Raw genomic sequence first — 21,377 nt, 5'->3', positions numbered from 1 at the left:
AGACGCTATCAAATAATAATGCTGTAAATTATCTCGAGGTGTTTGCTCTTATTTTTTGTGTTCAAACATCGAGATTAGTATCTTAGTCCTATGCTTAAATTACATGTTAATGATGAAACTTCACGTTTGCGTGCAGTTATTTTAGGAACTGCAGAAAGCTGTGGACCTACCCCAAAAATTGAGGATGCTTACGATCCAAAAAGCGCACAACATATTAAAGATGGAACGTATCCTTTAGAAAAGGATATGGTAAAAGAAATGGATGCTGTTGCTGCTGTTTTTGAAAAATACGATGTTCAAGTTTTTAGACCAGAAGTATTAAAAGATTATAATCAGATTTTTTCTAGAGATATCGGTTTTGTTATTGATGATAAGTTTATCAAGGCTAATATTCTTCCCGATCGTGAGCGGGAGATAGATGCAATACAGTATGTTATAGATCAAATGCCGGCAACACATGTATTTCGGTTGCCAGAAGATGCTCATGTAGAAGGAGGTGATGTAATGCCATGGGGGGATTTTATTTTTGTCGGAACTTATACTGGAGAAGATTATCCTGATTTTATAACGGCAAGAACTAATAAAGAAGCAGTACATTATCTAGCTGAATTATTTCCTAAGAAAAAAGTAGTTTCTTTTGAGCTTAGAAAACACAATACAGATCCAAAAGAAAATGCACTTCACTTAGATTGTTGTTTTCAACCAGTAGGTACTGATAAAGCAATTATTCATAAAAATGGTTTTCTTAAAGAAGAAGAATATGAATGGTTAGTTGCCTTATTTGGGAAAGAAAATGTTTTTGAGATATCTAAAGATGAAATGTATAATATGAATAGTAATATTTTTAGTATTGCTCCCGACGTTGTAATTTCAGAAAAGAATTTTACCCGATTAAATAATTGGTTAAGATCTCATAATATTACTGTAGAAGAAGTGCCTTATGCAGAGATAGCAAAACAAGAAGGTTTATTGCGTTGTAGCACTCTTCCTTTAGTAAGAGATTAGGGCATAACAAAAGAAATTCCAGTTGTTGTATTTGGATTTAGATTGGGAAATATAAAGGCTCCATTATTAGGATCATTATATTCATTGCTAAGCAAAGATTCACCATATGCTTTTATATGTATTGTAGCCCCAGAAATAAATCCTAATTCTTCAAATTCTTCGTAAGTGTATTGCCTAAAAAACGGAGTGAATTCAGATTGCAATACAGGTGTGAAGTACTCAAAAGTTTGATTGCTTGCTTCACTGCCTATGTTAAAAAATATTCGCACATAGCGTATGTTTGTTGTATGAGAAGGAGGTGAAGTGTTTAATGATAGTGTGATGCCAGTGTCTGTTTCGAAGAGTTGTAATGAGCTAATTTCTGTAGTAGATTTTTTTCCTAATGTTTCAAATGCTTCAAGATTGGTTTCTTCATTAATATGTACAATGTCTCCTCTTTTAAATGTTCCAAAGCCCTCTTTTTCAAAACGTAAATCATAACGCCCGTGTGGTAGATCATCAAACCTATAACTACCATTAGTGTCAGTAAGTACAGAAATAACTGGATCGGTTCCTTCTATGGTTACTCTCATATCTTCATTTGGATAAAAACCACCTCTTGATGTAAATAGTTTTACGGTACCTGTTATTGAGCCAGTTTCAATGATGTTTTCTTCTTCTTTTTCATTAGAGCAAGAAAATAATAATAATGGGATAATAAGGTAGCTGATGTAACGTATATGTGCTTTCATAGGAATCTGCAATTACTTAAAGATACAAAATAATTATATCTCTATAAGTTATGGATGCCTATGTGTACTGCGTTTATTTCAATACACGCACTTTAGAAGCTAGTTCTTTTGCTCTTTTAGTGACGTTAGTAATGTCACCTTCTTTTGAATCATAGGTAACTACAACTCCCATACGTCTATATGGTCTTGAAGTTGGCTTACCAAATAATCTAAAATCAGACTTTTTTGCATTGGCTATTGTCGAGATACCTTCAAATGTGGGATTGTCAGAATGATCACTTGCTAAAATTACGGCACTTGCTCCTATGCGTTCTTGTGTGATTTCGGCTATAGGAAGTCCTAAAACAGCACGTAAATGTAATTCAAACTCATTGAAGTTTTGAGTATTTCCAAGGGTGACCATCCCTGTGTCGTGTGGTCTTGGAGAGAGTTCTGAAAAATAAACGCCATCATCTGATATGAAAAATTCAACACCCCAGATACCAGCACCTCCTAAAGCATCGGTTACTTTTTTAGCCATTTCTTGTGCTGTTTGTAGATGTTCAGATTGCATAGTGGCAGGTTGCCAACTTTCTTGATAATCTCCTCTTTCTTGCCTGTGTCCTATAGGAGGGCAAAATAATGTTGCTCCCTCTCGTTGTGTGACAGTAAGAAGTGTGATCTCATAATTGAAATTTACAAACCCTTCAACGATAACCTCTGCAACATCACCACGGGATCCTTCTTGAGAATACTCCCATGCTTTTTGAATATCAGCTTCCGTTTTAATAGTAGATTGTCCTTTACCGCTAGAAGACATTAATGGTTTTACAACACAAGGCATTCCTATTTCTGTAACAGCATCTGACAATTCTTTCGCGGAAGCGGCATATCTATAATTAGCTGTTTTTAATCCTAAATCTTTTGCAGCAAGATCACGAATAGATTTACGATTCATGGTGTAATTTGCAGCTTTTGCACTTGGAATTACTGTATATCCTTGCTCTTCATAGTTATAAAAACGCTCTGTACGTATGGCTTCAATTTCTGGAACAATATAATCAGGTTGATGTTTTGCAACAAGAGCATCTAAAGCATCTCCATCTAGCATATTGATAACTTCAGCACTATGCGCAACCTGCATTGCAGGTGCATTTGCATAACTATCTACCGCAATAACAGTTTGTCCTAAACGTTGTGCGGCAATTACAAATTCTTTACCAAGTTCTCCAGAACCTAAAAGGAGGATTTTAGCCATATTATTGTGTATATTTAACTTATTGATATTAAGCCTTATGAAATTAAAACTACTCTTGCTATTTATGTGCTGTATCCAATTGGGATATAGTCAGACTGCTAAAATACAATTTATCCATAATGCTCCTGATGTTTCTATAGAAGAAGTTGATGTATATATTGATGATAATTTGGTAGTAGATAATCTTACATTTAAAACGGGATCTGCTTTTTTAGATATTCCATTTAATGGAGACATGACTCAGATTGTGATCACAAATCCTACAGATGTAAACGATGTATTACTATCTAGTGAGTATACACTTGTTGATCAAGAGAATTATTATGTGGTTTTAAATGGAATATATAATCCTGAAGGATATGAAGATGCTGAACCTTTTGATGTTTCTATATATGAAGGGGCGAGATTGGAAGCAGAAGAAGTTGATCAAGGGGTAGATCTTGATGTGATGGTCCAACATGGTGCTTTAGGATTTGATAATACACTAATTGTAGAAGGTTGTCAAATTTTAGCGGCACCTATTTCGTTTGGAAATTCAGTCTCTTTTTCTGAATATTCTGGGTATTCTCCTTGGGTGAGTAATGATGATATTTATTGTGTAGTACGCGAGTCTTACACCATCCCGCAATTTTTTTACTTTCCGTATAATTTTCCTCTTGTCACAGATGATTTAGGATTAGAAGGGCAAGCAATTATTATGCTATTGACAGGGTTTAGATATCCCGAAAATAATAATGATGGGGAACCTTTAAATGCTTGGTACCTTCCTGTAGAAGGAGGAGACTTTGTGTTACTAAGTGAAGAAGAAACTGCAAATATTCAATTTATCCATAACGCTCCAGATACTTCTGTAGAAGAGGTTGATGTATATGCAAATGGAATGTTGGTGGCAGATGATTTAAGTTTTAAAACAGGAACACCCTTTTTAAACATATTGTTAGATCAAGGTGTAGCTCTTATAACAGTAAGAGATAGCGATACAAATGACTTACTGTTTAATGATTTTTTTGGATTTGTAGATGAAGAAAATTATTACCTAGTCATTGACGGTATTTTTGATACAGATGCTTATGAAGATGTAGAGCCTTTTGAGATGCATTTATATGCTGGGGCACAACTAGAAGCCTCTAACCCAGACTCTGGATTAGATTTAGATATTTTAGTACATAACGGCGCCATTGGCTTTGATCATACATTAGATGTACAAGGGACCCAGGTATTAGCCTTTCCATTAGAGATGGGTAGATTACTTTCGTTTTCCGATTATTCTGATGAGGTTGATGGGAATCCTTATTCTATGTGGGAAAGTCAATCAGATATTAGTATTGAAATTGGTGATTACGGCGGGAATATAGGAGGTAATTTACTCTCTGCGTTTAGTTTTGATTTTAATTTTCCTCTTTTTACTGAAGATTTAGGACTAGAAAATGAAGCAATCCTTATGCTGCTTTCTGGTTTTGAAGATCCTGTTGCAAATAATGATGGGCAACCTTTTGATGTTTTTTACTTAACTCCAGAGGGCGGTGAGTTTAGGTCAGCTACACTAGGTGTAGATGATGTTGCCTTGCAAGCTATATCTATATATCCCAACCCAGCTCAAAATTTAATCACAATACAAACGTCTTCTCCATATGCAAAGGGAGTTTTATATGATGTATTGGGAAGAGTAGTTATTGATAATATAGAAGTTCAGCGTGAAGCGGTAATTAATGTTAGTGCTTTTGAGTCGGGCATTTATTTTCTTAAACTCACAGATCAAAATAATAATGCGTCTACAGTGAGACGCATTATTAAACAGTAATTATGTAGGTTGTATACGCTTTCGCGAAAGCGTACCCTTATTTTTTACTCGCAATCCATTTGTCAATTTTAGCTTCCAAAAGCGCAAGAGGGATACATCCCGTTTCTAATACTTCTTTGTGGAATTCTCTAATATCAAATGCATCACCAAGGGCTTCTGTAGCTTTGGCTCTGAGTTCGCGTATTTTTAACTGACCAATTTTATAAGATAATGCTTGGCCTGGGTTTGCCATATAACGTTCAATTTCTGAAGTGATACCTGCTTCGCTTTCTGCTTCATTATCTAAGCAGTAGGCGATTGCCTTTTCTCTACTCCATCCTTTAGTATGAATTCCAGTATCTACGACAAGTCTTACTGCACGATGCATTTCTGCTCCTAACATTCCAAAAAGTTGATAAGGATCTGTATATAGCCCTAATTCAGACCCTAAAGACTCTGTGTATAATGCCCATCCTTCTCCGTAAGCACTGTACCAAAGTGTTTTTCTAAATTGAGGAAGTTCTGTGCTTTCTTGGGTAAGCGAAATCTGGAAATGATGACCAGGAATTGCTTCGTGTAAAAATAAAGACTCATCTGAATATACATTGTACTTAGAGGCATCAGGAATAGGTGTGTAAAATATACCTGGACGTGTACCATCTAATGACCCTGGATTGTACTCTGCACTCGCAGATTTTTCTCTAAAAGCTTCTGTGCGACGTACCTCAAAAGGCGTTTTAGGTTGAAGACTAAAGAGCTCATCTACTTTTGGTTTCATTGTAGCGTGCATTTTATTAAAGTTTGCAATTACCTCTTCAGGTGTAGTGAAAGGCATTAGTTCCTTACTGTTACGTACATAGTCAAAAAAGGCTTTAAGATCTCCTTTAAAACCTACTTGCTTTTTAATTTTTTCCATTTCTGATCGAATACGAGCAACTTCACTTAATCCTAAATTATGTATCTCATCAGCACTCATGGTAGTGGTTGTGAAATATTTGATGGCAAAGTCGTAATAATTAGATCCGTTTGGAAGATCGCTAAATCCAGAGGATTCACGCCCTGCATCCATGTATTCATTTTTCATGAAGTTAGCCATTTTTGTATATGCAGGAATGATTTTATCTTGAATCATAGTAGTATATTCTGATGTGATCGCTTTTTGATCTTCTTCAGAAATGCTTTCAGGAAAATTAGTAACAGGCTTATAAAATAAATGTGTCGTTACATCTGGTTTTGCAAGCGATTCCATTTGTGGAATTACTTTTTTGATCAACGATTTTGGAAGAACATATCCTTCTTCCATTCCTTGACGCATATTTTTTTCAGCACTTTCTAGCCAAACCAAGTATTGATCTACTCTTTTTTGCCAGTTTCTATAGTCTTCTGCAGTTTTAAATGGTTGAGCACTTGCACCACTTGCTAATTGGCCAAACATTAAATGTGGAGACCACATTTGATCAATAGGCATTAAGTCTTTTTTATAACTCAATAATTCAAGATTTACATCACAGTCCCATTGTAATACAGCTTTACTTAACTGTTCGCTAGGTGTTAATGCTTCGTCTGGATAATTAGAAAGTTGTGCTTTATAAGAAGTGTAGTAGTCTTTAAACTTTGTTTTATATGCTGCCGATAATACGTCTGGAAACTGATCGTTATATCTATTGTCTCCAGCCATTGTAGCGCTTAGAGGGTTTAATTTAAGGCCTTCTTCATAATAATTGTCAAGAAAATCTCCAAAGGCAATTGTTGTTGTTTCTTCTTTTGAAGTTTCTGCTGTTGTATCATTTTTACAACTAATGCATAGTAATAGGATGCAGCTTGCTAAGAATAAATTTTTCATAATTTCTAGGGTGTCATCTGTAAATACATATGAATTTACGATGATTGTATATTTATATTAAGAGTCTTTAAAGATACAGATTAGAGAATAAAAAAACCTTCTTATTACTAAAAGAAGGTTTTCATTTTTATATGTTATATACGCTTTCGCGAAAGCGTATTTAGCTTAAGAAACAGCATCCTTAATTCGTTTGATGGCTTCTTTTATTTGATCTGAACTCGCGGCATAGGATATTCTAATGGAGTTTGGATTTCCAAATGCATCACCAGTTACCGTAGCGACATTTGCATATTCTAATAAGTACATCGCAAAGTCTGAAGCATTTTGAATAGTAACACCATTGAATGTTTTTCCAAAAAATGCAGTAACATCTGGAAACACATAAAATGCACCATCGGGTTCATTGCACGTAAAGCCTTCTATATCATTAAGAAGTCCAAGGATAAGTGTGCGTCTATTTTTAAACTCATCTATCATGTATTGAACCTTGCTTGGATCTGCTTCTAATGCAGTAATTACAGCACGTTGTGCAATACAATTAGCACCACTTGTGATTTGTCCTTGCATTTTATTACAAGCTCTAGCGATTTCTTTAGGAGCTCCAATATATCCGATACGCCATCCCGTCATAGCAAAAGCTTTAGAGACACCATTTACGGTAACTGTACGGTCATACATGTCAGGAAATTGAGCCATGCTTGCATGACCTCCTACATAATTAATGTGTTCGTAAATTTCATCACTAACCACCGTTATTTGCGGGTGCTTTACGAGTACATCTGCAAGTGCGCGTAACTCTTCTTTGCTATATACAGATCCAGAAGGATTACATGGAGAGCTGTACCATAACATTTTTGTTTTTGGAGTAATAGCAGCTTCCAGTTGTTCTGGAGTCATTTTAAAATCAGTTTCTATAGAAGTTTTAACTTCTACAGGAACGCCTTCGGCTATTTTTACAATATCGCTATAACTTACCCAGTAAGGGCACGGTAAAATTACCTCATCACCTGGGTTTAATACAACTAAAGCAACATTTGCTAAAGATTGTTTTGCACCTGTTGAAACTACTATTTGAGCTGGATCATATATAAGGTTATTATCACGTTTGAATTTTGTGATAATCGCACTTTTTAGCTCTCCATAACCATCAACAGGGGTATATGAATTGTAATTGTCATTGATAGCTTGTATGGCAGCGTCTTTAATAAAGTCTGGAGTGTTAAAATCAGGTTCTCCAAGGCTTAAGCCTATGATGTCTTTTCCTTCGCTACGAAGCTCTCTTGCTTTTGCAGCCATGGCAAGCGTGGCAGATGTTGCCATGCTCATAACGCGATTAGAAAGTGTGCTCATTTATAATAATATGATGGATTGGATAATAGTTATTTGCTTTTATTTAAGCAGTCACTTTTACAGGTTGCATTCCCATTTCACGTAAGTGGCGGAAATGTGCCATAATAGCTTTACGTGTCGTTTCGTACTCAAAATATGGTAAATTGAATTCCTTAGCAGTCTCTTTTACAATCTTACTAATTTTAGTATAATGTACATGACTTACATGTGGGAATATATGATGCTCAACTTGATGATTTAAACCACCAGAAAACCAATTCATAATACGGTTTTTAGTAGAGAAATTTACCGTAGTAAATAACTGATGTATAGCCCAAGTATTTTTCATAGTACCAGTTTCGTCTGGTAATGGCATATGTGCTTCTTCTACCATATGCGCTAATTGGAATATCAAACTTAAAATCACTCCAGCTGTATAATGCATAATGAAAAACCCTAATAATACTTTCCACCATACGATGTCAGAAACAGCTAGCGGGATTACAATCCACATACCTATATAAATAAGCTTTGTAATCACTAATGTGCTCCATTGTTTCGTAGGGCTCTGTAATTTACCATATGATAGTTTGCGTTTAAGATACCTCTTCATTTGCATGATATCTGCAGTAATGACCCAATTTATAGTAAGAAGTCCATATAGAATAAATGAATAGTAATGTTGGAATTTATGATGTTTGTGCCATTCTCCGTGTTTTGAGAATCTTAAAACTCGTCCAGCTTCCATATCTTCATCATGCCCATGTATATTTGTGTATGTGTGATGTAGTACATTATGTTGTACTTGCCAGTTATATACATTACCAGCAAGAATATATATACTACTTCCCATAAGTTTATTAACCCATTTCTTACTTGAGAAAGAGCCGTGGTTTCCATCATGCATGACATTCATTCCTACACCTGCCATTCCAATACCCATAACAACAGTTAAGAGTAACTGGACCCATCCAGGCATATCAAGTGTTAGGAATAAGAAATAAGGAGTGAGATACATAGCAAACATGACAATTGCTTTACCGTATAATTTCCAGTTTCCTGTTCGCTTTATATTATTGTCTTTAAAGTAAGTATTGACGCGTTTGTTTAGTGTTCTAAAGAATTTAGCAGAATCTACGCGTGAAAATTTAATAGTGGTTTCCATATAATAATAAATAGTACCTTTTTAGTTTTATACTTTTTTAAGGTAAATTATAATAGTTTTAAGGGGGTAGCTTTATGAAAAGCGGAAACTCAAAACGTATCCTACAAAAATAACGATATATTCCAGAATCATACCTGTCTTCTATAAAAATTAACGTGTAATTTAGGTACTTTTGTGAAAGAATTTTACCTTATGGATATCATTAAAAAATACTTTCCAGATCTTACTGAAGAGCAAATAGAGCAGTTTACAAAGCTTAAAGATTTGTATAAAGACTGGAATCTGAAAATAAATGTAGTAAGTAGAAAAGATATTGATGAGATTTATTTACGTCATGTGCTTCACTCTCTAGGGATTGCAAAAGTGATGAAGTTTCAGAAGGGAGCTCATGTGTTGGATGTAGGAACTGGTGGAGGTTTTCCAGGCGTTCCTTTGGCAATATTATTCCCTGAAACTCAATTTCATCTTGTAGATAGTATTGGTAAAAAAATTAAAGTAGTAGATGAGGTAGTTGCTGGGTTAGGAATTACAAATATTAAAACTACAAATGATCGTGTTGAAAATGTCCCTGGACAATATGATTTTATTGTGAGTAGAGCTGTCGCTCAGATGGAAACTTTTGTTCGTTGGGTGCGAGGTCATATTAAAAAGAAAAATACCCACGAACTTAAAAATGGGATTCTTTATTTAAAAGGAGGAGACTTAACCGAAGAGCTTGCAAAATTTTCAAGTGCTCAAATTTATAATCTTACAGATTATTATGAAGAAGACTTTTTTGAAACAAAAAAGGTAGTATATCTACCCATGAAGTATAAAGGTTGATTTTTTTATTTCTTTTTTTATTTCTTTTTTTTGTTGAATAATATTATTGAAAATCAGATAGTTAAGTGATTTATTAAAAATAAAACTACTTTTTTTTACTAATCAGGCAACCTTTTTAAAAAACGTTGCGTCTATGTAAATAGAAACCATCTTTTAGAATTGATGAAAGTCATACAATTTACAAACGAGAAACAACTCATTAAAAAAGCGATGAAGCAAGATCGATCTGCGCAACGTCGTTTATATGAATTGCATTCGCCAAAAATGCTAAGCGTTTGTAGGTATTATATAAAGGATATTCATCAAGCGGAAGAAGCAATGTGTAATGGATTTTTAAAAGTATTTACGCATTTACAGAGTTATAAACATGAAGGGAGTTTTGAAGGGTGGATTCGAAGAATTATGGTGAGGGAGAGTATTTCTTATTTGCGCACTGTCAAAAAACTGTATTTCTCTGAAGATGGAGATTTTGAAACAGGAGATAGTGTAAATAATATAAAAAGTGAGTTGGATGTGTCGCATATACAGCAACTCATAGATGAATTGCCGGAAGGATACCGTGTTGTTTTTGTAATGTATGCAATAGAAGGATATAAACATCAGGAAATTGCAAAATCATTGGGGATCTCGGAAAGCACTTCAAAATCACAATTATTTAAAGCACGTAAGCTATTACAATCTAAGTTAAACGCACAAAATAAATTAAGTTATGGCACCGATTAAGCTAGAAGATAATATGAAGGAGCGTTTAGAAGAGCGTACTATAGAGCCTACAATGGCTGCTTGGGATAAAATCTCTTCAAAACTTGATGTAGAACAAGGGACGAAAAAAAATAGACGCCTATTATGGATGTCTATAGCAGCAAGTTTTGTTGGAGGAGCTTTGATTGCATTGTTTGTCTTTCAAAATATGGATACGATGGATACATCACCAGAAATAGTAAATACTGATACTGATAATGAGTCATTATTCTTAGATCCAACAGAAGAAACTGTAAAAGATCAGGAGATTAAAAATCAAAATTTGCAGCAACTAGAAGAGGCAGTTGTACAAGAAACAAGCACTTCAACTCAAGAATTAGAAGCTGAAAAACAAAAAGATAAAACGAAGAGTGTAAGTAAGCAAAATATAAAAACTGCTTCCTCAGGAATAAATGAGAGAACTGCTATTGCCCAAAATGATAAAGAGACCACTAGTGTAAATCAAGAGACTGCAATTGTATCTGTTCAAAAACAGAAATCTCAAAATGCTGTCGCTTTAAAAGACCCAAAAGATCTTGAGAAAATAATAATTCAAAATACAGAAGAAACAGTTGCTCAAGTAGAAAATAAAGAATCTGCTACAGATGCAGAAATTGAAACACTCCTTAAGAATGCACAAAGAGACATTATAAGTAAACAAATATTCAATCAAAATACGAACACAGTAGATGCAAATGCCTTACTTCTAGACGTAGAAGCAGAGGTGGCACCAACATCTTTTAGGAATAAAATATTCGAAGTGATAGCCGAAGGATATGAAAAAGCAAAAGATGCAGTCGTTAATAGAAACAATTAGAATAATTAATTCATCAACAAGTTTTTTAAAAAGCCTTAATCACGCATAATTTTAAAAAACATAATTCACTACCATTATGAAAAAAATAATAGTATTCGTCCTAGTGACGACCATGGGTTTCTTTGCCCAAAATGTACAAGCCCAGAAGGTGGAAATGGAAACTTCTGAGGAGAAAATAGAAGTCTTAAAAGCTAGAAAAGATGAGGTTGTCGAGCTTGAGAAGAAAGCGCTGAAACGCGAAGTGAGAGCAATCATGAATCGTCTGGATAAAGGAGAGATTACTGAGGAGAAAGCTGAAGAACTTAAAAAAGAAGTTGCAGAAAAACGCGCTTTAAATATAGAAAACCGAATAGCTGTTTTAGATAATCAAATTGCTCTTTTAGAACGTAATGGTGTATGGGTTGCTGATGTTGCTAGTGACAGTAAAGTTGTAAATAAAATAATTAATAGAAGGAAAAATAGAAAACCAGAGCACTATAGACGCACACGTTCTGATTTTGTTTTTGCGTTTGGATTAAACAATACGCTTGCAGACGGAAGATCTTTAGATGATTCTCCATATAGAATAGGAGGGAGTCGTTTTGCAGAATTAGGATGGGCTTGGACTACTCGTGTTTTTGAAGATAGTGGCTGGCTACGCGTTAAATATGGATTTTCATTCCAATTTAATGGGTTAAAACTTGAAAATGATCAATTTTTTGTAAGAGATGGAGATATGACTGTACTGCAAGAATTTGATAGAAGTTTAGATAAGAGTAAATTAAGAATTGATAACCTAGTATTCCCAGTTCATTTTGAATTTGGCCCTTCAAGACGAAAAGAAAAAGGGGATGATGTAAGTTTTTCAACGCATAACAAATTTAAAATTGGGTTAGGAGGATATGCAGGTTTTAATATTGGAACCGTACAAAAATTAAAATTTGATAATGATGAGGGCGATAAAGTGAAGCAGAAAAGCCGTGGAGGTCTGAATACAAATAATCTTGTATATGGTTTGAGCGGTTATTTAGGATATGATAATATAGGAATATATGTGAAATATGACCTTAATCCGGTCTTTAAAGATAATTTGGTAGATGAGCGAAATATATCGTTAGGTCTTCGATTTGATTTGGATTAAGCACTAAGAAGCTACTTTGTTTTATTAGTGAAACTCAATCTTGTGAAGTCAGGATGACGTTCACAAGATTGTAAGTTGAACTAACCCCGCTGAATAGCGGGGTCTTTTTTTTAGATATGTTTTGTGGGTTATTTAGATAGGTTTGGTATACGCTTTCGCGAAAGCGGAATTTTTTAATTCATACCATTACAATCAGGCATATACTTTTACTTTCGTGAAAATAGACTCTTGAGGTATTATCTTAAATAAGACGTACGGTTTTTGAGACACTATTCATTAACCGGATATGGAGTATCTTTGGGTAACAACCAAAAACTCATGAAAGATTTAATTGATAGGATCATAGCATTAGAGAGTATATCAAAAGAATTAGAGCCTACTGAAAAAGAAAGAGATCGTCTTAATCAAGAAGTTCAGGCCTATGCAAATACCTTTATAAAAGCTTTAAAAACAAAGCCAGCCTATACCAAAGGAGAGGTGAATAGCGATGCTTTAAAAATTGATTCTCATCAACATTCATTAACTACATTATTGGAGCACTATTCAAGTGAAGTGGCAGATCAAGGAATAAAACCAGCCTCTGGAGGACATCTTGGCTATATTCCAGGAGGCGGTATTTATACAGCAGCTCTAGGAGACTTTTTGGCAGCTTTTACAAATGAATATGCGGGAATGTATTATGGATCTCCAGGAGCAGTAACCATAGAAAATGAATTGCTCGATTGGATGAAAGGTGTGTTTGGTTTTCCTAAGAATGCTATAGGGAATTTAACATCAGGAGGGTCAATTGCCAATTTAATTGCATTAACAGCTGCTAGAGATGCATATGGGGTTAAAAATGAGAAGATAACCAAAAGTGTTATCTATATGAGTCCTCAAGTGCATCATTGCATTCATAAAGCCATCCGAATTATAGGAATGGAAGATGTGCAAATCCGTTTACTAACACTAGATGCCTTATCAAAAATTGATTCAGAAAAACTAAAAGAAACGATTGCGCATGACCTTGAGAATGGACTCCGCCCATTTATGATTATTGCTTCAGCGGGAACGACCGATACTGGTGCAGTAGATCCTCTAGAAGAAATAGGAGCTATTGCAAAACAACATCATCTTTGGTATCATATAGACGGAGCTTATGGCGGGTTTTTTATACTTGATGAGGAGAAAAAAGAACTATTTAAAGGAATAGAAATGGCAGATTCTCTTGTTGTAGACCCCCATAAAAGTTTGTTTATTCCATATGGTTTAGGTGCGGTTCTAATAAAAGATAAAGAAGCCGTTTTTCAATCGCATCATTACACCGCAAATTATATGCAGGATGCTGTCACAAATATGCAAATTAACCCAGCTGATGTATCACCAGAGCTGACAAAACATTTTAGAGGATTACGATTATGGTTACCTCTTAAGCTTCATGGTGTCCAACCTTTTGTTGCCTGTTTAAAAGAAAAACTATTGCTAACTACGTATTTTAGGAGTCAATTAGAAATGATAGGTTTTGAGCTAGGTCCAACGCCTGATTTATCAGTAAGTTATTTTTGGTATCCAGTACTAGAAGGAGATGAAAATGCTTTTAATGAAAAGCTAATGGAATTGATACATCAGGATGGGAGGATATTTTTAAGTTCTACAAAAATTGATGGCAAATTTGTTATCCGAATGGCGATTTTGTCTTTTAGAACAAAAATAACAACTATAGATAGTGCTATTGTGATGATTAAGACTTGTTTGTCTGCTGCAAAATCGCATTTTGGAATTTGATTTACTCTTGAAAACTTAATATAAATAGGTGCGCTTTCGCGAAAACAGATTTTTCTTTACTTGTAGTTTTTTTAATGTATCATCTAGCTTTTTCCTATTTTTACACACTAACTCTTTTTTAACTTGATCTCAAAAGAAACCATAGACAAAGTATTTGAAACAGCTCGTGTAGAAGAGGTGATAGGAGACTTTGTAGTGTTAAAAAAATCAGGGAGTAATTTTAAAGGGTTGAGCCCTTTTTCAGACGAACGTACTCCTAGTTTTATGGTATCTCCTGTAAAACAGATTTGGAAAGATTTTTCAAGCGGGAAAGGAGGTAACTCAGTAGCTTTTTTAATGGAGCATGAGCATTTTACCTACCCAGAAGCTATTAAATACCTTGCCAAAAAGTATAATATAGAGGTAGAGGAAACGGAGCAAAGTGATGAGCAGAAAGAACAAGCTACCATTAGAGAAAATCTATATGTCGTAAGTGAGTATGCACGTGACTATTATCATAATACGTTGCTAAATGCCGAGCAAGGAAAAGCGATAGGAGGAACCTATTTTAAAGAACGTGGGTTTACGCCAGATACCATAAAAAAATTCCAATTAGGATACAATCCAGATCAATGGGATGCTTTTACAAGTGAAGCGATACGTAAAGGATATAAACTTGAGTTTTTAGAAAAAACAGGCCTTACCATTGTAAAAGAAGAAAAACAATTTGACCGTTTTAAAGGACGTGTTATGTTTCCTATTCATTCTATGAGTGGTCGCGTATTGGGATTTGGAGGTCGTATTTTAACAAGTGATAAAAAAGCAGCAAAATACCTCAACTCTCCAGAGAGTGATATCTATCATAAAAGTAAAGTACTCTATGGTATTTATTATGCAAAACAATCTATAGCGAAAGAAGATAATTGTTATTTAGTAGAAGGATATACGGATGTAATTCAAATGCATCAATCAGGTATAGAGAATGTGGTTTCCTCTTCAGGAACAGCACTCACTCCAGAGCAAATACGTTTAATTAATAGACTTACCAATAATATTACGGTACTGTTTGATGGTGATGCAGCTGGCCAAAGAGCAGCCATACGAGGAATCGATTTGATTCTAGAACAAGGAATGAATGTAAAAGTATGTTCATTTCCGGAGGGAGAAGATCCGGATAGTTTTTCGCGAAAGCATAGTCAAGAAGAGATTCTTGCTTATTTTAATGAAAACGCAAAAGACTTTATACAGTATAAAGCAAATCTTTTGGTGGAAGAAGCGGCAGGAGATCCTATCAAAAAGGCAAGTACTGTACGTGATATGGTAGAGAGTATTTCTAAAATACCCGATACAATAAAACGAGAAATTTATGTGCAAGAGTGTTCTCGGATTATGGAAGTGTCGGAGTCGGTATTGTATGATACACTCGCGCAAATTTTTAAAAAAAATAAAAAAGAAGCTGTAAAAAAAGAAAAAACAGCGACTGCTTCAGAACCTCTTTCTAAAGTGCCAGATCAGATGCCTGATCAAATAGAGAAAGTAGATATGCTTTATGAATTAGAGCGTAAACTTATTGAGGCATTGTTAGTATACGGCCAGGAAGAAGAAGACTTTGAAGATCTAGTATTAAAAGAAACTGAAGATGGAAATTTAGAGTTAGAACCTGTTGTAAGTAAAGCAAGAGTATTTGAAAAAATATATTTAGACTTACAAGATGATGAGGTGGCGTTTACAAATGATCTGTTTAGATCATTGTATGCTAAAATCATTGAAAAACTACACCAAGACGATCAATTTAGAATAGAAACATTTATTAATGATTTAGCACCCGAAGAGGCTTCTGAAATATCTAATATTATCCTTAGTTATGAAAAATACGATTTACATCGTTGGGTAGATAGGGAAGTGTATGTAAAGACAAGGGATAAATCTATTGCACAATTTGTTTCAGAAATTGTACTTAGTTTAAGAGGGTATCTTATCTCAAAGAAGATTCATGATTTATCTACAGAAGTATCAAGTACAGCAAGCAATAGTGAGTTATTAAGTGATATAAGAGATTATATCAACCTTAAGAAATTAATTCATGAAAAACTAGGCCGCGTGTTCTCTGCTAAAATGGGTTAAATAGTCGTTGTATTTTGTAATAAACGAGCATGTTTAATTAATTCAGCAACATTTTGAGCTTCTAATTTTTTAAGTAAACGCATTTTGTAAGTGCTTACTGTCTTTTCATTAATATTTAAATTAGCAGCAATCTCTTTATTGCGTTTTCCATTTGATAAAAGATTAAGTACTTCAATCTCTCTGCTGGATAATTTCATGTATTTATAAGCAAGTCCTTGTGTTGTATTACCGTCACTAATAAGTCGTTTGCTTAATGACTCATTTAGGTAAATTCCGCCTCGTTGAATTTGGTTTATAGCATCTAACACACGCTGTATGGATGCTGTTTTTGAAACATAACCAGCAGCCCCATATTTAATAGCACTGAGGGCATACATTTCTTCAGGATGACAGCTTAGAACAAGAATTTTCACATGAGGGAACTCTCTCTTTATAGCTTTTATAGCTGTAATACTATTAAGATTAGGGATATCTATTTCAAGTATTAGAATATCCACTTCTGTTTTTGTAAGTACTTTTAATAAATCATTTCCATCACTTAAAGTGCTTATGATTTCGTAATTTCCTTCTGTGTTTAAAATTGAGGCAATCCCTTTTCTAGTGATAGGGTGATGATCCGCAATTAGAACTTTGTCCATGGTAATATGTGTTTCAATATGTTACAGAACAAGTCATTTAAGGGGGGAACTTGTTTAGGGTTCTCAAACTTACAAAGAAAAGAATGGGAAGTTGCAATTTTTAATTACAAATCGATAAAACGTTTATTTAAATAGATGAACGGGTATTTCGCATACTGGAATTGGGTTCATTTTGTGTTTGTTTGCATTATTTAGCCTTTTGTAGAGTGTAAAAACACGTTTTTCTTCACCCTCAAAATCGGTTTCTTTCTTTCCTATTTCATCTTGTCTCATAGCCCATTCTAGCTGATCATATGAAGCGCCTATTTGATCTTCATCTGTACGATCATCTCCCCATAATCCATCAGTAGGTTTTGCTTGTTGAATACTTTCTGGTACCGCTACAGCAGCGGCAAGCGTGTAAACTTCAGATTTCATTAAATCTGCAATAGGACTAAGATCTACGCCTCCATCTCCATATTTTGTGTAAAAACCTACACCAAAATCTTCTACTTTGTTTCCAGTACCTGCAACGAGGTATTTATGTAATCCTGCAAAATAATACAGCGTCGTCATACGCATTCTTGCGCGAGTATTTGCAAGACTTAAAAATAAGTTCTCATTATCAGATGCATCGGGAACTGCTGTTTTAAAAGTTTCAAAAAACGGAGTGAGCTCCACCTCAACACTAGATACATTTGAAAAACGTTCTTTGAGTTGCGCAATATGTTCTCTTCCTCTAGAAACTTGACTTGGCGCTTGATGAATAGGCATTTCTACACAAAGTGTTGGAAATCCTGTTTTTGCGCAAAGAGTAGAGGTAAGTGCACTATCTATTCCTCCGCTTATTCCTACTACAAATCCACTCATTCTTGCGTTAGTGGCATATTCTTTTAACCAATTTACGATATGATCTACTACTTTATCGGCTTGCATATATGTGTCTTTAAGTTTGTAACCCGTATTTTTGCATTTTAAAATGACAGGTAAAAAAATGAATTTTATTTTCTTGCGTTTAAGAAGTCTAAAGATACAAATTCACATGAAGAAAATACTTGGTGTTATATTGATTTTAATTGCTTTTGTTGCATGCAAAAATGATAAAGAGTTAAAGTCTGATATTGCTAATATCACTGTAGATATACCTATAGAGCGTTTTGATAGGTTATTTGCAAGTGCAACTCCAAAGGATTTGCCAGTTTTAAAAAGTAAATACCCTTATTTATTTTCTCAAAAGTATAGTGATGAATTTTGGGAAGCAAAACTTTCGGATACCTTACAAAAGGAATTAGAGAGAGAGGTAGATATTGCTTTCAAAAGTACAGCGCAGATAGAAGGAGACTTAGAGCTTCTGTATAAGCATATTTTGTATTATTACCCTAGTACATCAGTGCCTAAAACAATCAGTATTATAACAGAAGTGAGGAATAAGGTGGTGCTAACAGATAGTTTATTGCTTATAGGGTTAGATAATTATTTGGGAGAAGATCATTACTTCTATGAAGGAATTCAAAAGTATAAATCTAAAAACTTTAGAAAAGAACAGATTGATGTAGATGTGGCGTCTGCTTTCGCGAAAGCAAAAGTATCTCGACCACTAACGTCTACATTTTTAGATCAAATAATTTATGAAGGAAAGCAATTGTACTTAATGGAAACCTTATTGAGTCAGAAACCTATTCATGAAATTTTTTCCTATACAGCCGCTGAGTATGCATTTGCAGAAGAAAATGAAGTAAACATGTGGGAATATTTTGTTTCTAGTAAAAGCTTATATAGTACTGATAGAAAATTACTTTCAAGATTTATAGACCCAGCTCCTTTTTCTAAGTTTTATCTCGCTTTTGATAATGAAACCCCGGGAAGATTAGGAAGATATATTGGGTATAAGATTGTTGCATCGTATATGAATACAAATGATGTGGCGCTTAAGACAATGTTGCTGCAAGATGCAGAGACAATTTTTAATAATGCAAAATACAAACCTTAATAATGGCAATTAAGCATAAAACTGATATAAAAATAGCTATAGAACTTGATGAAAATAGAGTGCCAGAAAAAATGGCATGGACAGCAAGAGATGGAGGTGTAGCTGATGAGCCTGCAAAATCAATGTTACTTTCATTGTGGGATCATGAAAATCAAGAAGCTGTAAGCATAGATTTATGGACAAAAGATATGCCTGTAGATGAAATGCAGGTTTTCTTTCATCAAACACTGGTAGGAATGACTAACACCTTTAGAAGAGCAACAGGTAATGATAAGATGAGTGATACGATGAAAGATTTTTGCGATTATTTTGCAGAACATCTTAATTTGAAGAAGGAATAACTTAAAACATACGACAAAGATTGTACACCTTGTCGATTTTAAAGTATGAGAAAGTTAATCTTTGTGTATAACGCAAATTCAGGAGTCGTAAATACATGGCTGGATATGGCTCACAAAATAGTGAGTCCAACAACCTATGCATGTGATTTGTGTGGTTTGACGCATGGAAGCTTTTCAGAAAAAAGACGCTGGAAGAAATTTAGAGATACAGACCTTATTCCTATGGAATTTTATCATAAAGATGAATTCCTTAAAAAATTTAAATCCAAGTGGCTGCCTAAATATACATTTCCAGTAATTCTTTATTCTGATGAACAAGGATTGCAATCTTTTATGACCGCAACAGATTTCAAAAAAATGGCATCTGTAGAACAGTTAATTGAAAAAATTAAAGATTTTATAGTGCAGTTAGATACTACTGTTCAAGATTAGCATTTATTTGTGTAATGTAGTCGAGAATATCTTCTTTTCCTATGCTTTTAGAAGAGCTACTTACAAAGTAATTTGGAAATTCATACCAAGCACCTTCTAATAATGTTTTTTTGTAATGCTCTATGTTACGTTCTAGAGCATTGGGTTTTAGCTTGTCTGCTTTGGTAAAAATAATCGAAAACGGAATTTCTCGTTCCCCTAGATACTCCATGAAATCAACATCAATGGGTTGAGGTTCATGACGACAATCTACTAATACAAATGCAGAGATGAGTTGTCTACGTTGTTCGAAATAATCAGTAATAAACTTCTGAAAATATTTTTTTTCTTTTTTGGAAACACGCGCATATCCATAACCAGGTAAATCAACAAGGTGCCAGTTTTTATTAATCAAAAAATGATTGATAAGCTGTGTTTTTCCTGGCCTTCCAGAAGTTTTAGCAAGGTTTTTTCGGCTAGTAATCATATTGATTAACGAAGATTTACCAACATTGGATCTCCCTATAAATGCATACTCTGGAATCATCGTGTTAGGACACTTAGAAGCATCAGAATTACTTACTATAAATTCTGCCGATTTAATTTGCATGGTAAAATATTTTAGAAACTACGTTTCTTTAACCAGTCTAATAATATATCATTAAAAATAGCTGGTTGTTCCATCATAGCTGCATGGCCACATTTGTCAATCCAAAACAAATCAGAATCCGGAAGTAACTTATTAAAATCTTCAGCTACTTCAGGAGGTGTTACGCTGTCTTGTTTCCCCCAGATAATACAAGTAGGAGTGTTCATATCAGGAAGATCCTGTGCCATATTGTGACGTATCGCACTTTTTGCGATAGCTAGCGTTTTTATGAGCTTGTTTCTGTCATTTACAGTATCATATACCTCATCTACAATCTCTTTAGTGGCAATATCAGGGTTGTAAAAAACACCTTGTGCTTTTTTCTTGATATATTCATAATCACCACGTTTTGGATAGCTTTCTCCCATAGCACTTTCATACAAGCCAGAGCTTCCAGTAATCACAAGACCTTTTACTTTTTGAGGATATACCTTGGTGTGGTATAAACCAACATGGCCTCCCATAGAGTTTCCTAGTAAAATAACCTGATCATAGTTTTTGTGGTCAATAAACTCCTTTAGAAACTTTGCAAAACTCTTTACGCCAGTTTTAATAAGAGGCATAGAGTATACAGGGAGTTCTGGAATCACCACTTTGTATCCATTTTTAGAGAAGAAATCAGTAACAGAGTCAAAATTACTTAGCCCTCCCATCAATCCATGTAAAATGATGATTGGAGTGCCTTCACCTTCTTCTAAATAAGTGAATTTGCCTTCGGTTTTTAGTTCGTGCTTCATAGTTGTGGTTAAGCCTAAGCTCAATGGCAAATATAGGTATTTCCCTCGTATTGCAATCTTTATTTTGTAAATGCTTTGAAAGTATAAAGTTGTCGAGATTTTTTAGTAAAACTATCATCTTATAAACGTTAATTTTTTCTCTATTCGCTTTCGCGAAAGCGAATGAAATAACCTC

General features: G+C 34.4%; 20 protein-coding genes. 11 read left to right on the top strand and 9 right to left on the bottom strand.

All coding sequences use genetic code 11. The annotated features are described in order from the left end of the window. The first annotated feature begins 90 nt into the window (after positions 1 to 90). The gene (locus CHB80_RS19640; RefSeq protein ID WP_089373221.1) at positions 91 to 1,005 is read left to right on the top strand and encodes a dimethylarginine dimethylaminohydrolase family protein; all 915 of its coding nucleotides are present in this window, start codon (positions 91 to 93) and stop codon (positions 1,003 to 1,005) included. Here CHB80_RS19640 and CHB80_RS19635 read toward each other — a convergent pair. Both CHB80_RS19635 and purT read right to left on the bottom strand, forming a co-directional pair. Then, entirely contained in the window at positions 1,002 to 1,736 is a 735-nt protein-coding gene (locus tag CHB80_RS19635) for a carboxypeptidase-like regulatory domain-containing protein (RefSeq protein WP_089373220.1), read from the bottom strand. The genes CHB80_RS19640 and CHB80_RS19635 overlap by 4 nt on opposite strands. A gap of 73 nt (positions 1,737 to 1,809) precedes the next feature. Continuing rightward, positions 1,810 to 3,000, bottom strand: a complete 1,191-nt coding sequence (purT, locus tag CHB80_RS19630) for a formate-dependent phosphoribosylglycinamide formyltransferase (protein WP_371874989.1) — start codon at positions 2,998 to 3,000, stop codon at positions 1,810 to 1,812. Positions 3,001 to 3,010: 10 nt separating this feature from the next. Here purT and CHB80_RS19625 point away from each other — a divergent pair, with 10 nt between their 5' ends. After that, positions 3,011 to 4,774: a T9SS type A sorting domain-containing protein gene (locus CHB80_RS19625; protein WP_089373218.1), complete on the top strand. Its 1,764-nt coding sequence runs from the start codon at positions 3,011 to 3,013 to the stop codon at positions 4,772 to 4,774. 37 nt (positions 4,775 to 4,811) lie between these two features. On the opposite strand, the gene CHB80_RS19620 is transcribed toward CHB80_RS19625, so the two are convergent. From CHB80_RS19620 to CHB80_RS19610, 3 genes are all read right to left on the bottom strand, one after another. Beyond that, positions 4,812 to 6,596 carry a DUF885 domain-containing protein gene (locus CHB80_RS19620; RefSeq protein ID WP_089373217.1) on the bottom strand — a complete coding sequence of 595 codons (1,785 nt, stop codon included), beginning with the start codon at positions 6,594 to 6,596 and terminating at the stop codon, positions 4,812 to 4,814. 165 nt (positions 6,597 to 6,761) lie between these two features. Then, on the bottom strand, positions 6,762 to 7,946 hold the full coding sequence (locus CHB80_RS19615) for a pyridoxal phosphate-dependent aminotransferase (RefSeq protein WP_089373216.1): 1,185 nt from the start codon (positions 7,944 to 7,946) through the stop codon (positions 6,762 to 6,764). Positions 7,947 to 7,989: 43 nt separating this feature from the next. Next, on the bottom strand, positions 7,990 to 9,090 hold the full coding sequence (locus CHB80_RS19610; protein WP_089373215.1) for a fatty acid desaturase family protein: 1,101 nt from the start codon (positions 9,088 to 9,090) through the stop codon (positions 7,990 to 7,992). Positions 9,091 to 9,282: 192 nt separating this feature from the next. On the opposite strand from CHB80_RS19610, the gene rsmG reads away from it, so the two are divergent. The 6 genes from rsmG to dnaG all read left to right on the top strand — a co-directional run bounded on the left by rsmG (position 9,283) and on the right by dnaG (position 16,457). Next, complete coding sequence (gene rsmG, locus CHB80_RS19605; protein ID WP_089373214.1) at positions 9,283 to 9,912, top strand: 16S rRNA (guanine(527)-N(7))-methyltransferase RsmG; 630 nt, start codon at positions 9,283 to 9,285, stop codon at positions 9,910 to 9,912. A 162-nt stretch (positions 9,913 to 10,074) separates the two neighbouring features. After that, positions 10,075 to 10,635, top strand: coding sequence for an RNA polymerase sigma factor (locus CHB80_RS19600; protein WP_089373213.1), 561 nt, complete (start codon positions 10,075 to 10,077; stop codon positions 10,633 to 10,635). Next, on the top strand, positions 10,622 to 11,470 hold the full coding sequence (locus tag CHB80_RS19595; RefSeq protein ID WP_089373212.1) for a hypothetical protein: 849 nt from the start codon (positions 10,622 to 10,624) through the stop codon (positions 11,468 to 11,470). Before CHB80_RS19600 ends, CHB80_RS19595 begins: the two co-directional genes overlap by 14 nt. Before the next feature lie 76 nt (positions 11,471 to 11,546). After that, positions 11,547 to 12,590: a hypothetical protein gene (locus tag CHB80_RS19590; protein ID WP_089373211.1), complete on the top strand. Its 1,044-nt coding sequence runs from the start codon at positions 11,547 to 11,549 to the stop codon at positions 12,588 to 12,590. A 318-nt stretch (positions 12,591 to 12,908) separates the two neighbouring features. Then, positions 12,909 to 14,354 (top strand): pyridoxal phosphate-dependent decarboxylase family protein, encoded by a 1,446-nt coding sequence (locus tag CHB80_RS19585; RefSeq protein WP_089373210.1) that lies wholly within the window; start codon positions 12,909 to 12,911, stop codon positions 14,352 to 14,354. Between the two features lie 123 nt (positions 14,355 to 14,477). Next, positions 14,478 to 16,457: a DNA primase gene (gene dnaG / locus CHB80_RS19580; RefSeq protein ID WP_089373209.1), complete on the top strand. Its 1,980-nt coding sequence runs from the start codon at positions 14,478 to 14,480 to the stop codon at positions 16,455 to 16,457. On the opposite strand, the gene CHB80_RS19575 is transcribed toward dnaG, so the two are convergent. Then, positions 16,454 to 17,095, bottom strand: a complete 642-nt coding sequence (locus CHB80_RS19575; protein ID WP_089373208.1) for a response regulator — start codon at positions 17,093 to 17,095, stop codon at positions 16,454 to 16,456. The two genes, dnaG and CHB80_RS19575, sit on opposite strands and share 4 nt — an antisense overlap. A 123-nt stretch (positions 17,096 to 17,218) precedes the next feature. Then, positions 17,219 to 18,010: an NAD(+) synthase gene (nadE, locus tag CHB80_RS19570; protein WP_089373207.1), complete on the bottom strand. Its 792-nt coding sequence runs from the start codon at positions 18,008 to 18,010 to the stop codon at positions 17,219 to 17,221. Positions 18,011 to 18,116: 106 nt separating this feature from the next. On the opposite strand from nadE, the gene gldB reads away from it, so the two are divergent. The 3 genes from gldB to CHB80_RS19555 are packed head-to-tail and all read left to right on the top strand — an operon-like array spanning position 18,117 to position 19,837. Beyond that, on the top strand, positions 18,117 to 19,064 hold the full coding sequence (gldB, locus tag CHB80_RS19565) for a gliding motility lipoprotein GldB (RefSeq protein WP_089373206.1): 948 nt from the start codon (positions 18,117 to 18,119) through the stop codon (positions 19,062 to 19,064). A gap of 2 nt (positions 19,065 to 19,066) precedes the next feature. Then, the gene (gene gldC / locus CHB80_RS19560) at positions 19,067 to 19,405 is read left to right on the top strand and encodes a gliding motility protein GldC (RefSeq protein ID WP_089373205.1); all 339 of its coding nucleotides are present in this window, start codon (positions 19,067 to 19,069) and stop codon (positions 19,403 to 19,405) included. A gap of 45 nt (positions 19,406 to 19,450) precedes the next feature. After that, a complete protein-coding gene (locus tag CHB80_RS19555) occupies positions 19,451 to 19,837 on the top strand; it encodes a GTPase (protein WP_179218225.1) in 387 nt (128 codons plus the stop codon). On the opposite strand, the gene yihA is transcribed toward CHB80_RS19555, so the two are convergent. After that, a complete protein-coding gene (gene yihA, locus CHB80_RS19550; protein ID WP_089373204.1) occupies positions 19,821 to 20,426 on the bottom strand; it encodes a ribosome biogenesis GTP-binding protein YihA/YsxC in 606 nt (201 codons plus the stop codon). The genes CHB80_RS19555 and yihA overlap by 17 nt on opposite strands. 11 nt (positions 20,427 to 20,437) lie before the next feature. Continuing rightward, the gene (locus tag CHB80_RS19545; RefSeq protein WP_089373203.1) at positions 20,438 to 21,202 is read right to left on the bottom strand and encodes an alpha/beta fold hydrolase; all 765 of its coding nucleotides are present in this window, start codon (positions 21,200 to 21,202) and stop codon (positions 20,438 to 20,440) included. Positions 21,203 to 21,377: the final 175 nt, after the last annotated feature.

It is taken from the genome of Dokdonia pacifica, assembly GCF_900188275.1.
GTDB lineage: Bacteria > Bacteroidota > Bacteroidia > Flavobacteriales > Flavobacteriaceae > Dokdonia > Dokdonia pacifica.
This window is presented reverse-complemented; position numbering and strand designations above follow the sequence as displayed.